Here is a 14,708-nt window from a genome sequence, read left to right as displayed (position 1 = left end):
GGATTGACTGCACGACTCCATGCAAAAAGCGAAAGCGCGGCCAAAGTGGTCTCTTCAGGATGCATTTCAGAGGTGGCCGCTTAAAGGCGTGTTTCGCTTTTTGCATTGCGTCTCGGTCGGTGTCCCTAAGATCTTCGCTGTTTTCTCCTGTTTCCTCTACGAGCTTTCCCTGTTTAAACGGGCTTTTAAAGATTTAAAAGAATGAAGGAATGTCCTCAGTAACGACAGAGAAGAATATTTCNNGGAGCGGACAGTCTTAACCCTCAGATGGACGGAGCCTGAAGCCTAGACTGGAAATATTCTTCTATTCACTACAGCCCCATTTCAAACGATCACTAGCACTAAGTCTGTAAAAAAGACGCCCGTTACCGGGCGCCTCGTGATGTTTAGTGGTTTCTTATTTGTAAGTGTCGTAAGCGTTGGTCAACAGGCCAGCGATTGTCGCCAGTTCGTTGTTCTCGATCTGATGACGCTCGATCATGGTCATGATTTTGCCATCTTTCATGATCGCGAAGGATGGGGAAGACGGAGCATAGCCTTCGAAATACTCACGTGCTTTTGCAGTCGCTTCCTTGTCTTGACCTGCGAAAACAGTGAAGATGTTATCCGGCTTAGTAGCGTGATTCAAGGAATGTACAACTGCTGGACGAGCGAGTCCTGCTGCGCAGCCACAAACCGAGTTCACGACAACAAGTGTCAGGCCTTTTGCGTTTGGCAGTGCTTGCTCTACTTCTTCAGCAGTGCGAAGCTCTTGAAAACCGTTGCGAGTCAACTCATCGCGCATCGGTTGAATTACTTGGCTCATATATGCTTCATAAGACATCATTGGGCAACTCTCCTTTTTATCACGAAGTTCAACTTACGTATTATTATACCCCGACTGCCTCTACCCGAGAAAGCAGGAGCTACACTTCCATCAAAATGGTAAGAATCATTGGGTTACGGCCTGTTTTTTCATAAATGAATGGCTTGATCACTTCATTGATCTGTGACTTCAGCTCAGACCATTCCTTGATTTTCTTATCCAATGCTTCCTGTAGACGCCCACGAACGAGCTGTGTCGCTTCCTGAATCAAGGATTCTGAACCGCGTACGTATACGAAGCCGCGGCTCACGATATCTGGGCCTGTCAAAATTTTGAAGTTCTTCATATCCAGGCTGACAACCACGACCATCAAGCCATCCTCAGCCAAATGCTTGCGGTCGCGCAGGACGATATTGCCCACATCGCCGATACCACTGCCATCAATGAGGACAATCCCTGCTTGCACTTTGCTGAGCCACGCTTTTTCGCGGTTGCAATTCAGCACTTCGCCGTTGTCCATAATAAAGATGTTGCTCTCCTCGATCCCAACCTGTTGGGCCAGCTTGGAGTGAGTCTTGAGCATCCGGTATTCCCCGTGGATCGGGATGAAATATTTCGGACGAATGAAGTTGAGCATGAGCTTCAGCTCTTCGCTGCTGCCATGACCCGATGCGTGAATATCAAATTCGTGACTCAATACTACGTTGGCACCAGCACGGTACAGCTTGTCTATCGTGCGGCTTACGTTGATCGTATTTCCTGGAATCGGGGATGCAGAAATGATCACCGTATCTTCTGGATAAATGGAAACGGTACGATGGGAACCGGATGCAATCCGGGTCAACGCTGCCATCGGCTCACCTTGACTGCCTGTGCAAATAATCAGCACTTGGTTGTCTGCGTAGTTATCGATGTGCTTAATATCAATCAGCATGCCCTCTGGCATCTGGATATAGCCCAGCTCTTGTCCAATCAAGAAAACCTTTTCCATACTGCGGCCAATAACCGCCACTTTGCGATTGCATTGCTCCGCAGCATCTACCACCTGTTGCAGGCGATGCACGTTGGAAGCGAAGGTAGCCAGAATGATGCGTCCACGAGCTTTGCGTACTACATCGAGAATCCCTTCCCCTACCGATCTCTCTGACATCGTAAACCCAGGACGCTCACTGTTCGTACTATCGGACAAAAGCGCCAAAACGTCCCCGCTCGCACCAATGCGTGCAATTTTTCCGTACTCCGTTGTTTGTCCGACTGGTGTCATGTCAAACTTGAAGTCACCCGTGTGAATGACCATTCCCTCTGGTGTATGAAGCACAATTCCCAGAGAATCAGGAATACTGTGGTTCGTCCGGAAGAATGTCGCCTTCAGCTTCGCAAAAGGAATTTCCGTATCTTCCGAAATCGGAATCAGCTTCACTTCATTTTGCAAACGGTGCTCTTCCAGCTTCGCCTTGACCAAGCCCAGGGTCAGACGACCACCGTAAATAGGCACCTTGATTTGCCGTAAAATATAAGGAATCGCACCAATGTGATCCTCATGTCCGTGCGTTAACAAAAGTGCTTTGATCTTGTGCTGGTTGTCCACTAAATAGGAAACATCCGGGATAACCAGATCAATACCGAACATTTCATTCTCGGGGAATTTCACCCCGCAGTCAATGATGATGATTTCGTCCTCATACTCGACGCAGTACATATTTTTTCCGATCTCGCCGAGGCCGCCCATCGCGAAAATCTTAACGTCGCTCAAACTCTTTCCTCCTAACATCGTCGTGCATGATTATGGGAATCCGAACCAAGCATGCCATTCTTATTATATCACAACGTAAGACGTTCGTTTCATCCAGTCTTGTCTATTCCACACATTCATCTTCGGTCAATAATCGAATACTGATACTCTAAATCAGCAACTCGTTCATCGGTAACGACACTAGCCCTCGTCCAGAAGTCGTGCTTCGCGTAAGAATCGCCCGTCCATACCTCCGTAATTTCTCCTGAAGAGAGTTTTAGTGGTACGGCCTCTACTTCTTTTAATACGGTCCCGCTTTTGTTTTTCAATCGCAGCTTCAAATCGATCTCCAACGGCTGGTCCGACTGATTTCGCACCAGGATGAGACTTGAATACGGATACCCGGCACAATTTTTTGTACACTCTTGTCTGCTGTATACGAGAGCGAGATCAATGGGCTTCTCGTTGTCCATCTTCGCCTCTTTCCACTGGTCTTTTGCTTTTTGTACGACGATGACGTATTCCGCTTTCTTCAAAAAAGGCCCCATCCCTAAAAAAGCAGCAGCAAAAAAGCTAAACAAACCAAAGGCTGTGCACAGAAAAACGAGGTTCATTTTCCAAAACTGTTTTCTCATCGTGATCAAAAAGCCAATATACAGGAGGATACAAACAAACACCAACAGGATACAAAAGTATAAAAAGACCTCCAAATCAGACTCCGTGGGTAACACCGGAATGCCGTACTTCACTTGCCAATATACATTCGCGGCGAAGCAGCCTCCGTAAATCAATACGGCTGAAGCAATCGTGAGCCCCCATTTTTTCCAGAAAGGAGGCTTTTGAAAAATCGCCGCAAGAACCCCCACCAAAACAGGAACGCCAAATAAGGGAATGAGCAAGTAATGCATCGAATACCTCCTGTACTTCATTGTCATTATTTTCTACGAATGATATTCCGAAAAGTCTTCAAAATACATGGCAAGCCATTTCGAAAAGGAGGCGGATAAGCAAGTGCAAACCGCTCGTCGCCTATTTCGCTATCGGAACATGATGCCCCTTCTCTCTATCGTGCTTTTCATGCTCATCTTTCAGCCGTTTCCTACCTATGCCCAGCCTCCCTATGCAAAATGGGGCAGACTCGCGATGCAGGAAACGATGAAGCGATATCCAAACGCTCAAATTGTGGACTACCTGCATGTCGGACGAAAACAAAAAACGCCCACCACGTCGGAAGAGACGTTTAAGCTCTTGCTTCAAGAAAGCAATCGCAGGTGGGCGTTACTCGTTCATATTGAATTCGTGAATCAGACAGAAGAAGTCGTAAACATCTCCTATGAGGAGACCCGCTAGTCAGCGAGCTGTACCATCTCTTTCATCATGACTTCCAGTTCCATGTTGGCTGCCATCCCGTACGCGCGGCGCATGTTTCCATCTCCATCCACCAGGAACATGCGAGCCGTATGGGAATAAGAACCATCTGGCTCCTTAATGACCATCAAACCAAAATCCTTCGTCACTTTCTCTACAGCCTGAGCGTCCCCACGCAGGAACTTCCAGCCACTCTGATCTGCCTTGAACTTGGCTGCATACTCCTGCAAGACTTGCGGCGTATCGTTATCAGGGTCAAAGGAAATGGAAATAAACTCCACCTTGTCTCCGAACAGTCCCTTTTCCTTCAACTGATCTTGCAGCTTGGCCATGTTGAACGTAGTCGCCGGACAAATATCCGGGCACTTGGTAAACATAAACTCTACCAGTCGTACCTTGCCAGCACTTTCATTAAATGTATAGGTTGTTCCGTCACTGTTGTCTAAGGTGAAGTCCGCGATCGGCTTCAACACCTCGATCTTCTCTTCTGTCATGTAATGATAACCGAATACTCCAACGATAGCCAAAATGATAATACCAGCTAGCACAGGAAACCAATGCTTCTTCATTGCAGATTCCTGCTGCAATTGTGTTCCTTCACTCACGGGTTGCTACCTCCCTGCTTGTCCCATGCGTGATGCCTCCTGTTTAAACACGGGAGGCATTCACACTGTTTCCATAACAACAACGTCTTACTGTTCCACTTCACCTGGCCATGCGAGCATGCCGCCAACCATATTCGCCACGTCATACCCTTGTGCACTCAAATACTCTGTAGCTGTATTGCTTCTGGCACCACTGCGGCAAACCATCACAATCGGAATGTTCTTATCCAGCTCATCGATACGATGCGGCAAAAAGCCGAGTGGGATCAGCTTTGCCTCTTTAATGTGACCCGCATTCCACTCATCGACTTCGCGTACATCAATGACTTGCAGTTCCTCTTTGGCTTCCAGCTTTTCCAACAGCTCTTGTGGTGTAATTTCCTTTACTCCATGGCTCATCGTTATTTATCCTCCTATATGTACGATCAGATCAGTTGTAACCACCTCCATGATATCACACGCTATTTTACTTTTCTAACGCGAAGAGCACTTGGCTTCACCATGCATCTATGCTCCCCATTTTCTACCATTATCTCCTATTTCGATGCGGCAATAGCCACACGGGATGTGAACAGGTTGAGACAAAACCGTTACAAATTAATGGCATGAGTGAACACCTTTCATCCATATATACATAAAAACCTCCCCGATAACTGTATATTCCTCATTGACAGCATGGTTTTATTTTCATACAATTACGACAACAATTATTTTCATCAAGAGCGGTGGAGGGACAGGCCCTACGAAACCCGGCAACCAGCAGACTAGCTGCATGGTGCCAATTCCTGCAGAATCCAGTGATTCTGAGAGATGAACAAAAGCTCGTGCATGTTCGGAGCCTTCTTCTTCTCAGGAGAATGCTCCGTTTTTTATTAGCCGATTCCCCATAGCAAAAGGAGAGATGGACATGTCCGATCAACAACAATGGAAGCCAGAAACACTTGCGGTACACGGTGGGCAGGAGGTTGACCCTGTAACAGGCTCACGTGCTGTTCCGATCTATCAGACGACCTCCTATGTTTTCCGCGATACGGAGCATGCAGCCAACCTGTTTGGCTTAAAAGAGTTTGGGAACATCTATACCCGCATCATGAATCCCACGCAGGATGTGTTTGAGAAGCGTGTAGCCCTGCTCGAAGGTGGTGTTGGTGCACTCGCGACCGCATCCGGGCAAGCTGCCATTACATTCGCCATCTTAAATATTGCGCATGCAGGAGACGAGATCGTCGCTTCCAGCAGCCTCTACGGCGGTACCTACAACCTGTTCGCCCACACTCTTCCCCGCCTCGGAATCAAGGTTCATTTTGCAGATCAATCCAATCCGGAAAATCTCCGCGCCTATATCAACGAAAGGACAAAAGCCGTGTTTTGCGAGACAATCGGCAACCCGCGTATTGATGTCGCTGATATCGAGGCGATCGCCCATATTGCCCACGAAAATGGCGTGCCTTTGATCGTGGATAACACCTTCGCAACTCCGATTTTGTGCCGTCCTTTTGAGCACGGGGCCGATATCGTCGTGCACTCCACCACCAAATTCATCGGCGGCCACGGAACAGCAATTGGCGGTATCATCGTAGACTCTGGAAAATTCGACTGGAACAACGGAAAATTTCCAGGTCTGACTACACCAGACCCAAGCTACCATGGCGTCGTCTATACAGAGGCAGTCGGTCCGCTGGCCTATATTATCAAGGCACGTGTTCAGCTCCAGCGCGATATCGGAGCAGCAGTCGCTCCAATCAATTCCTTCTTGTTCCTGCAAGGATTAGAAACTCTGCATCTGCGGATCGAGCGGCATAGCCAGAACGCCTTGGCAGTAGCCCAGTTCCTCGCCAATCACTCTGCGGTAGAGTGGGTGAGTTATCCGGGATTGGAGTCAGACTCCCAGCGTGAATTGGCCCAAAAATATTTGCCAAAAGGTGCTGGCGCGATCCTGACCTTTGGAATTCGCGGTGGCGTTGAGGCAGGAAAAACATTGATCGAGTCAGTGAAGCTGTTCTCCCATCTCGCAAATGTCGGGGACTCCAAGTCACTCATCATTCATCCAGCGAGCACAACACATCAGCAGATGACAGAAGAAGAGCAGGCAGCCGCCGGAGTGACCCCGGGACTTATTCGCCTCTCCGTCGGCACAGAATCAATCGACGATATCATCTCTGATTTGGAGCAAGCACTACAGCGTGCGTTGCAATTATCCACGGTCGGTTAACCATTCTTTTTCAGGAAGAAGAATCACGTCATCTCTTTGGATGTGATTCTTCTTTTCCTTTTCTATTTTCGTTCGAGAAATATTGAATTTTACATTCGTAATTTATAAAATACATAATCATGCACAAAATTTGGAAGGATGATCACATGAAGATTTTGAACATTGGCAGTGAACGAACGACCTATCGGGTTGAGCTCTCGTATTCTCCTTTATTCGAAGCTGCCTTGGGAATCGCTGCCGCTACCTACGATCAATTGCATCACACGATGGAACACCCTCCTGCCTACTGGCGTCAACTGTTGGACGAGCTATCACCTTCTGTACGCCAAGAGGTCGAATATGCGAAGGAGCACAACACGTGGAAGACGCTTTTGCAACTGCTCGATCTTTGCCCTTTCGCTGATCTGGATTCCTTTCTCTCATATGTCAGAGAGCTCTCAACCGAACAGCTCCGATACGAGGCCCTCCCTTATCTCGGTGAAAATATGCAGGAAGCACGGCGGAAGGCTGCACTAGGAAGCAAGGATGATTGCGCCGCTTTGCGGGAAGCGTGCCGCACGCACCTCTTTTTTGAAACGTACATCGGACATATTACTTCCGTTGATGCAGAAGAGCTGCGGGGCCATATTCTCCGATTGATGGAAGGCTGGTATACCACTCATATCAAGCCGCGGGAGCAAGAAATCGTTCGCATGCTAGAACGGGATTGGTCGCAAAAGCAAAACAAGCTAGGAAAGCTCCCCCCAGAAGCCTTGGTAGAGTATGCGACGGGATCGAGCTACCTCCCAGAGCCTGCCGTGACACGTGTACTGCTGATCCCGCAAGCGATCTATCGCCCGTGGACGGTACAGGCCGATGCTGTTGGGACGAAAATTTTTTATTACCCTGTGGCTGACGAAAATTTGCACGATGCTGTAGTTCCTAATCAGCCACCGCCTTCACTGGTACAGGCCTTGAAAGCACTCGGAGATGAGCACAGGCTGCGCATGGTCAAAATGCTGGCGGAAAAGGATCTGAGCCTGCAAGAGATAACAGATCAACTCTCCATGGCGAAATCGACAGTACATCATCATCTGTCCATGCTGCGGTCTGCCCATCTCGTTGAAACAGCAGGCTCCCGTTACAGACTCCGCCGTCATACGCTGGACAAGCTCCCCCTGTTATGGGATGAATTCCTGGACAGGAGCACCCCATGAACCAAACCGCTGTACAAGCCTCTGTCTGGCAGCAGCGTTCTTATCGTTGGATTCTTTTCGGTCAGCTCATTTCAGAACTCGGCGCCTCACTCGGTACCCTCGCCAATAGCTGGTTAATCTATCAGGCAACAGGCTCACAAGGTGCGGTCGGACAGATGTGGCTCTTGTATTTCTTGCCGTCGCTCGCTATTCAGCTGGTAGCCGGACCGTACATCGACCGATTCGATAAGAAGCGTGTCATGATTTTTTCTCAATGGATGCGAGCTGCTGCGTTTTGTTTGTCCTTTGCGGTCATTACTTCCGGGACTGAATCACTCTGGCCGCTGTATTTCACTGCCTTGATCAACGGTCTCGTTCAACCGCTGTATGTGCCAGCCAGTCAGTCGCTCCTCCCTGCTCTGGTCAAAAGAGAGCAGCTCCTCCAAGCCAATGCCTATTTGGATAGCGTCCTGCGAATTGCCTTGATTACAGGTCCGCCTTTGGCTGGGATTCTCGTGGCGAGTATCGGAGGAGAGTCCGTACTCGCATTGGTCGCGATCAGCTATGCGCTCAGCGGTTTCTTTCTGGTTCTTTGCCCAATCGCCTCAGCGGATACCGCCAACAAGAAGCAATCGTGGCTCGTCATGTTTAAGGCTGGTCTTGCGATTTTTTGGCAGAAACCCCTTCTGCTCTGGCTTGGCCTGTATTCAGCTCTCGTCCAATTTGCTGTCGGAGTCACACTCGTACTAAACCTGCCTTTTGTAGCAGGCGAGCTGCAAGGCACCTCGTTTCATGTAGGCTTGTTTTTGGCTGGCTACCCGTTGGGATATTTCTTCGGTTCCTTGCTCGTGCCTCGCTTCCGTAGCAGCTTCGGACAGCCCCTGATCATGTTGGGATCACTGGTACTAGGTGGCTTGAGCTTTGTTGCGATAGGCTTTACTCATGACATCTGGCTCGCCATCACCATCGAACTACTGGCTGGTCTGTTTGCTCCCTTTTTCCAGGTACACAGCACAAGCCTGTATCAGCTTCACGTTCCTTCCGAGCTAATGGGGCGTGTACTGTCTGTCCGCTTGCTCATCGTGCGCGCGACGATGCCCGTCGGTATTTGGCTTGGCGGACAGCTGAGCGATCAGGTAGGGATTCGCCCTCTTTACATCTCTGTAGGTGTCGTCATCGTTTTCGCCGCGCTGGCAGGAATATTATTTCGAAAATTTGTAACTAACAGGATATTCCATATATAATAAAAATCGTATGACTCCTAAATATTGAATGGGAAAAGGAGAATTTTCATGACTCATCCGACATTGGATAACCTTCAGCATGCTATCAGCAGCGTCATCGTGGGCAAGGAAAGTCAGATCCGCCTATTAGTAACAGCCTTGCTAGCCCGTGGTCACGTATTGCTGGAGGACTTGCCCGGAATGGGAAAAACTGTGCTTGCCAAAACATTGGCGCAAGCGATTGGCGGCTCTTACAACCGTCTGCAATTCACCGCGGATCTACTGCCATCTGATGTCGTCGGTCTACACGTGTTCAATCAACGAACAAGTGAATTCGAACTGCGAAAAGGACCTGTTTTTGCGGATGTCTTGCTCGCAGATGAAATAAACCGGGCCACTCCCAGGACTCAATCCGGCTTGCTGGAATGCATGGAGGAACGCCAGGTTACGATTGAAGGCGTCACGCTGCCACTCCCATCGACCATGCTGGTCATTGCTACCCAAAATCCGATTGAATCGGAAGGGACCTATCCGCTGCCGGAAGCGCAGTTGGACCGCTTCCTTTTCAAGCTGTCTCTTGGCTACGGTACGCGAGAGGATGCCAAAGAAATTTTGCGGAGGTTCCGCAACGGCTCCCCATTAGAGGCGGTCGAGCCGGTCATCACTGTCGAACAAATTGCGGCTCTGCAACGCGAGGTCACGACCGTTCACGTCAGCCAACCGGTGGAAGACTATATCATCGACCTGACGGAAGCGACTCGCCAGCATCGCTCGGTTGAGGTAGGCATCAGTCCGCGTGCCATGCTCGCCCTGTTGAGATCCGCCCAGGCTTACGCGTTCATTTCTGGACGTAGTTTTGTTTTGCCGGATGATGTAAAAGTGGTGTTTCCAAGCCTGGCAGCTCACCGCATTCGCCTATCCATGGAAGCAGAGCTGCATGTGACGGAGCAGGAAGTCGTGGAGCAAATATTGACCAGTGTCCCCGCTCCCGTCGAAGAAAGCGTGTAGCCCTATGATCACCAAGCAAACCTTTCACGTAATCGGTTTTGTCTTGCTGCTCTTCGCCGTTTTTTCTGGGCACTGGTTTTTCTTTCTGTTTGGGGGCTTTTTCTTTTTTCTCCCCGCTGCACAAGACTGGTGGGCCAAGTCCATGTCCAAATGGGTATCGCTCGAATGGTCCAGTGATCAAACGCGCGTCCTGTCAGGGACACCCGTGCACATTACAGTTCGCTTGCACAATCGTTCATGGCTGCCTTTGCCTGCTACCTGGCTTCGCTTCACACTGCCGGAGCATGTCGCGGTGGAAGGCGCAGACGAGGTGCGAATCCTCAATCATCGGACGAGCGTTCGCCTGCGATTTGATCTGCCGATGCGGCAAAGTGCCTCACGCACCTTGATTCTTATCCCAAACAAGCGAGGCACGGTCTGGCTGACGGATGTTCAATCCGAGACATTGCCATTATTGGGCGAGGAGCCTACTGCCATGACATTGTCGATTTCCTTTTCCTTGCTGGTCTATCCGTTGCCTCTTGCTCTTTCTCCCGTCGTGCTCGCTGAATCGGAACCGGACGGGAATCGGCTTTCTCGTCAACGCCAACAGGACGATCCCACTTTTCAGCGTGGCGTTCGGTCGTACATGCCGGGCGACCGTTTCAAGCATATCCATTGGAAGGCAACCGCCAAAACAGGCTCACTGGAGACTCGTCTTTTCGAGTATACAGCCCATCCGAACTGGCGAATCGTCGGACATATCCTGCCCTCCTATGAACCGTTGATGCAAAAGTATAACGATACCACCAATGAACGGACGATCTCCTGTCTTGCGGCTTTGGCTGGCCTGTGCAGGAGAAAATCGGTCGGATACGAGCTGTACCTTACCGTGAAGCAACGAGGACGTGAGCATTTTCATTTGCCTGCGGGAAGTGGCAAGGCACACCACCTGCACGTCATGACCCAGCTGGCCCAAATTCACCATTTTGTGACAACGCCACTGGCACCTGTTCTTCGCCGGTTAGAGGGAGCTCATGGGAAGGAAGCCATTCTCATTGTGACACCACGAATGGACCCATCCGTACAAGCCTCAGCGGAGCGCCTTATTCAATGCGGTCATCAGGTTGCGGTGCTGGATGTTTCTTCTGACCCTGTCACCATCCAGCGCTTTGATCATGCTCGCTTGAAAAAAAGGAGCGTGATGATGGGATGACACTCTCGTTGATGGGCCGCTGGACGCTCGCGTTTTGGCTGGAGGCCATGCTGACAGGCATTGCCCTGATCCTGTTTGGGTATATGACAGCAGGCTTTGGTCAACTGCTCGCGTTTTGCCTGGTCGCTGCGCCCCTGCTCATGGCTGGGAGCTGGTTGTACTATGGTGGTGGCGGTCGATTTACGCTCCATCTGTTGCTGTATCCCCTTGTGTTTTTCATAGGAATGGGCTGCTTCTATCTCTACGATTCGTGGCTCATCGCGCTTATACTGGCTGCTATTTATTTTTGGAGAGTGCAAAGCGCTGCATCGGAAGGTTATCGACATGACAGTCTGCAGCGCAGATTTGTTCTGGCGCTGATGGTGGGCCTGATACAGCTCGTGATAGCTGTACTTTACACCTCCATTGTTGACCCGGGTTCCTATTCGCTCGCAGCCTCTTTTTCCATGCTTGTCCTCATTACTCTCAGCTATATTTTGGTGGCGATTGTGGCGTTCGTACTGCGGGAAGGATCACTTTCTACGAGGCTGCCTGCACGCATTAGCTTGCTACTCGGCAGTCAAGTGCTTGGCACTCGTTTTCTTTTGATCGCGGGTTATTTGGCTGTCAGCTCTATCGTACTTGGTCTCATCTATTGGATCTGGAGCTGGATAAAAGGACCTGTCAGCGCTGGACTGTATACCCTCTTTGAGCCTGTGCTTATTTTCATTGTGGAATGGTTTGAACATTTGTATGAGAGGGCGAACCAAAAACAGGCAAACATGCAGATACTCATGGAAAGTACAGGGCAAAAAGCAGATCGTCCTGTGGAACAGATACAGCTCGGAGAATCACTCTTTTCTGTTCTGCAGCCATACTTAATCATTGCCTTCATCCTCGCCTGTGTGATTCTGCTCAGCCGATACATATGGAAAAAGCGCTTCAAGGGGACGATTTTGCTGGAAAAAGAAGTGGCGGCTGCACAAAACACCGTATTGACCACTGTTCCTCCCTCTTCCGGTGAAGAAAGCGCAGAAGATGGCTCTGCTAAATGGTTCAAACAGCCCGTTGGTTCAGAGGATGATCCCACCAGGTACGCCTACTATCAATTCCTCGTCCTCATGGAGAAGCAAGGAGTGCCAATCGAGCTGCATGAGACACCCCAAGAGTTTTTCAATCGTCTGCGCGAACTGCCCTTGCTAGATGCAGGTCAGCTGGATGCAGTCTCTCGCATCACACGTTACTATCAGCAATATCGCTATCAGGAAAAGCCTCTTCCCGAAGCGGATTTGACAGCAATGCAGCAGGCCGTGCAGACGCTCGGCTCTCGTTTCTCTGAGACGTAATACCGTTCACAACCACGTGCTATGCGTTAGCCGTGGTTGTTTTCTTTTTCTCTTGACATCGAGATGCCCCTCCGGCATAATTTCTTCAATTTTGCCCGCTCCCAAAATGAATTCACCAAATGGTTAATTGAATAAGAAAGGAGGATGCTCCGTGCAAGATTTGCCTGACTGGCTGCGTAAGCATCTTCATGTCGCGTACATACCCGGCTATGAGTTTTTCTTAAGTCTTCATGTGCTTGCAAAGCCGGAGCACCACACCTCCCGCTTGCATTGGGCGGAGGAGTTGCTCACTGCTTTACCTGCCCCGCTCTTGAAACAGCTTCACTATTTTAGTTCCATGTCTAATCAGTTTCTCGATGCCATGGATTTCCTGGCGCCTTGGGAGGAGTGCTTTGAGCATTCTGTTGAGGCCGCATTGGAGCGTGTACAGGCGATGGATGCTGGCGAGTTTGCCCAACTCATGATCGGTCCCGTCTATCATCCCAGACAACTTCAAGCTTGGATGCAAGGACGCACGGATGAGATTTTTGATGAGCTGAAACCGGAGCATCGGGAGCTTTTGCGCCATCCGCTCTCAACCAAGAGAAGCTTTCTGGAGTTTTGCTACGACTACCTGCCTTTTTTCCAGACAGAAGAACGGCGGATTGAACCGTGGCTCGTCCGCGCAGTACATGAAGCACAAGAGCAGATCAAGCTTGATCCGCTTCCGTTTTTGTCGCAGGTGCACCCTCGCTTGAAGGTGCACGAGGACTTCTTGCAATTTCATAAAGCAAAAACGTACACATTTGGCTATTCGGAGCTGGCGCGTATCCATTTGCGTGTCTCTACTTTTGTCTCGCCGCATTTGTTGCTCGGCATTTACAACGACCATATCTCCGTGTGCTTATCCGTTGAAGTTCCCGGCACCAGAGCCACCTCGGTGATTCCCACCGACTTCATCACCAAGATGAAGGTATTCAGTGATCCGACGCGGACAGCGATTCTCAAATCGTTATTGAATCATCCTTACTGCACGCAGCAGTTGGCTGACCTGCACAACATCAGTGAACCTGCCGTCAACAAGCACTTGAATCTGTTGGTAGACACAGGCTTTATCTGGAGTGAACGGCGGGGACGGTATGTGTTTTACCGCGCGATTGCATCACGGCTGGAACAGCTCGCCGTCGATCTGCATGAGTTCATCGATATGCCTGTTCCCGGACTTGTCTCCCCACCTGCTTCATCACATCCCCCAGAACGGAGGAAATAACGTGTTTCATGTCGCTAAAGCTACCTTTATCCGCAATACCCGCGTAATGATTCGTGCCTATCCGTGGTCGTTTGTCATCGGCCACATTTTTTCCGGGGTGTATACGGTGCTGTTCGCCTTTTTCGCCTATCACTATGTATTTGCCGGGCAGTTGGACGAGAATTTTGCACATCTCACCGGCTCGTCCGATTACTTGTCGTACGCCATCCTCGGCGGAGCTTTTTATGCGTTTGCCGTCTCGACCTTGATGAATGTCAGCCGCTCACTGATTACGGAACTACGGGAAGGAACCTTGGAGGCGGTTTTGCTTACCCCATCCTTGCGCAGGGGGTACTTTTTGGGGAATGTCGCTCAACAGCTCATGCGTACTTTGTTCGAATTTTCGGTGATTGTGCTTGTTGGGGCGGTTTTTGGACTCACGCTCTCTCATACAAACGTATGGAGCGCCGTCCTTGTCTGGATATTGTCTACAGGGGCTTTCTTTTGCCAGGCACTCGTTTTGGGTAGTCTCATGCTTTGGTTCCGCGATACGTACATCACACAAAACACGCTGTTTGCCGTGATGGCCTTTGTCAGTGGGGTGACGTTCCCGATTCCGTATTTGCCTGAATGGGTGCAACCACTTGGTCTCATCATGCCGCTCGCGCCTGCGTTGGATGCTTTTCGGCAATGCGTGATTCAAGGAGCGCCGCTGCACGCCGTTTCACCACAGCTGTTTCATATGGCAGCTCTGTCCCTCGTCTATCTCGTCATTGGCGTGTGGGGCATTCGTCGGATGGAAAAACGCGTCATGGAATCGATTTTTGGATAA

The 14,708-nt window shown here is 50.0% G+C and carries 14 protein-coding genes and 1 riboswitch; of the genes, 9 read left to right on the top strand and 5 right to left on the bottom strand.

Features of this window, described 5'->3' with window-relative positions; translation table 11 throughout:
* Positions 1-397: 397 nt before the first annotated feature.
* The 3 genes from C7R91_RS17535 to C7R91_RS17525 all read right to left on the bottom strand — a co-directional run bounded on the left by C7R91_RS17535 (position 398) and on the right by C7R91_RS17525 (position 3,445).
* Positions 398-826 (bottom strand): BrxA/BrxB family bacilliredoxin, encoded by a 429-nt coding sequence (locus C7R91_RS17535; RefSeq protein WP_012684201.1) that lies wholly within the window; start codon positions 824-826, stop codon positions 398-400.
* A 79-nt stretch (positions 827-905) separates the two neighbouring features.
* Complete coding sequence (gene rnjA / locus C7R91_RS17530) at positions 906-2,576, bottom strand: ribonuclease J1 (RefSeq protein WP_047073943.1); 1,671 nt, start codon at positions 2,574-2,576, stop codon at positions 906-908.
* A gap of 98 nt (positions 2,577-2,674) precedes the next feature.
* Positions 2,675-3,445 carry a hypothetical protein gene (locus C7R91_RS17525; protein WP_047073941.1) on the bottom strand — a complete coding sequence of 257 codons (771 nt, stop codon included), beginning with the start codon at positions 3,443-3,445 and terminating at the stop codon, positions 2,675-2,677.
* A 103-nt stretch (positions 3,446-3,548) separates the two neighbouring features.
* Between C7R91_RS17525 and C7R91_RS17520 the strand changes: the two genes are divergently transcribed.
* The gene (locus C7R91_RS17520) at positions 3,549-3,887 is read left to right on the top strand and encodes a YqzG/YhdC family protein (RefSeq protein ID WP_047073939.1); all 339 of its coding nucleotides are present in this window, start codon (positions 3,549-3,551) and stop codon (positions 3,885-3,887) included.
* On the opposite strand, the gene C7R91_RS17515 is transcribed toward C7R91_RS17520, so the two are convergent.
* Positions 3,884-4,510 carry an SCO family protein gene (locus tag C7R91_RS17515; protein WP_052773444.1) on the bottom strand — a complete coding sequence of 209 codons (627 nt, stop codon included), beginning with the start codon at positions 4,508-4,510 and terminating at the stop codon, positions 3,884-3,886. The two genes, C7R91_RS17520 and C7R91_RS17515, sit on opposite strands and share 4 nt — an antisense overlap.
* A gap of 87 nt (positions 4,511-4,597) precedes the next feature.
* On the bottom strand, positions 4,598-4,909 hold the full coding sequence (locus tag C7R91_RS17510) for a rhodanese-like domain-containing protein (RefSeq protein ID WP_047073938.1): 312 nt from the start codon (positions 4,907-4,909) through the stop codon (positions 4,598-4,600).
* Positions 4,910-5,220: 311 nt separating this feature from the next.
* A riboswitch (SAM riboswitch) is annotated at positions 5,221-5,327 on the top strand.
* 90 nt (positions 5,328-5,417) lie between these two features.
* Between C7R91_RS17510 and C7R91_RS17505 the strand changes: the two genes are divergently transcribed.
* The 8 genes from C7R91_RS17505 (at position 5,418) to C7R91_RS17470 (ending at position 14,708) form a co-directional block, all read left to right on the top strand.
* Entirely contained in the window at positions 5,418-6,722 is a 1,305-nt protein-coding gene (locus tag C7R91_RS17505) for a homocysteine synthase (RefSeq protein ID WP_047073936.1), read from the top strand.
* 146 nt (positions 6,723-6,868) lie between these two features.
* Positions 6,869-7,918, top strand: coding sequence for an ArsR/SmtB family transcription factor (locus C7R91_RS17500; protein ID WP_047073935.1), 1,050 nt, complete (start codon positions 6,869-6,871; stop codon positions 7,916-7,918).
* Positions 7,915-9,141, top strand: coding sequence for an MFS transporter (locus C7R91_RS17495; RefSeq protein WP_047073934.1), 1,227 nt, complete (start codon positions 7,915-7,917; stop codon positions 9,139-9,141). The genes C7R91_RS17500 and C7R91_RS17495 overlap by 4 nt, the downstream gene beginning before the upstream one ends.
* 48 nt (positions 9,142-9,189) lie before the next feature.
* Positions 9,190-10,128, top strand: a complete 939-nt coding sequence (locus C7R91_RS17490) for an AAA family ATPase (protein ID WP_047073932.1) — start codon at positions 9,190-9,192, stop codon at positions 10,126-10,128.
* 4 nt (positions 10,129-10,132) lie between these two features.
* Positions 10,133-11,323, top strand: coding sequence for a DUF58 domain-containing protein (locus C7R91_RS17485; RefSeq protein ID WP_047073930.1), 1,191 nt, complete (start codon positions 10,133-10,135; stop codon positions 11,321-11,323).
* On the top strand, positions 11,320-12,648 hold the full coding sequence (locus C7R91_RS17480; protein WP_047073928.1) for a DUF4129 domain-containing protein: 1,329 nt from the start codon (positions 11,320-11,322) through the stop codon (positions 12,646-12,648). The genes C7R91_RS17485 and C7R91_RS17480 overlap by 4 nt, the downstream gene beginning before the upstream one ends.
* 151 nt (positions 12,649-12,799) lie before the next feature.
* Entirely contained in the window at positions 12,800-13,897 is a 1,098-nt protein-coding gene (locus C7R91_RS17475) for an ArsR/SmtB family transcription factor (protein WP_047073926.1), read from the top strand.
* A gap of 1 nt (position 13,898) precedes the next feature.
* Positions 13,899-14,708 (top strand): ABC transporter permease, encoded by an 810-nt coding sequence (locus C7R91_RS17470; protein ID WP_047073925.1) that lies wholly within the window; start codon positions 13,899-13,901, stop codon positions 14,706-14,708.

Origin of the sequence: Brevibacillus formosus (assembly GCF_003013405.1) — a bacterium.
Taxonomy (GTDB): domain Bacteria; phylum Bacillota; class Bacilli; order Brevibacillales; family Brevibacillaceae; genus Brevibacillus; species Brevibacillus formosus.
The sequence above is the reverse complement of the archived record's forward strand: the minus strand, read 5'-3'. Positions and strand labels throughout refer to the sequence as shown.

Coding starts and splice junctions, on each gene's coding strand:
- C7R91_RS17535 (WP_012684201.1), bottom strand. CDS start 826: ATGATGTCTTATGAAGCATATATGAGCCAAGTAATTCAACCGATGCGC.
- rnjA (WP_047073943.1), bottom strand. CDS start 2,576: ATGTTAGGAGGAAAGAGTTTGAGCGACGTTAAGATTTTCGCGATGGGC.
- C7R91_RS17525 (WP_047073941.1), bottom strand. CDS start 3,445: ATGCATTACTTGCTCATTCCCTTATTTGGCGTTCCTGTTTTGGTGGGG.
- C7R91_RS17510 (WP_047073938.1), bottom strand. CDS start 4,909: ATGAGCCATGGAGTAAAGGAAATTACACCACAAGAGCTGTTGGAAAAG.
- C7R91_RS17505 (WP_047073936.1), top strand. CDS start 5,418: ATGTCCGATCAACAACAATGGAAGCCAGAAACACTTGCGGTACACGGT.
- C7R91_RS17500 (WP_047073935.1), top strand. CDS start 6,869: ATGAAGATTTTGAACATTGGCAGTGAACGAACGACCTATCGGGTTGAG.
- C7R91_RS17495 (WP_047073934.1), top strand. CDS start 7,915: ATGAACCAAACCGCTGTACAAGCCTCTGTCTGGCAGCAGCGTTCTTAT.
- C7R91_RS17490 (WP_047073932.1), top strand. CDS start 9,190: ATGACTCATCCGACATTGGATAACCTTCAGCATGCTATCAGCAGCGTC.
- C7R91_RS17485 (WP_047073930.1), top strand. CDS start 10,133: ATGATCACCAAGCAAACCTTTCACGTAATCGGTTTTGTCTTGCTGCTC.
- C7R91_RS17480 (WP_047073928.1), top strand. CDS start 11,320: ATGACACTCTCGTTGATGGGCCGCTGGACGCTCGCGTTTTGGCTGGAG.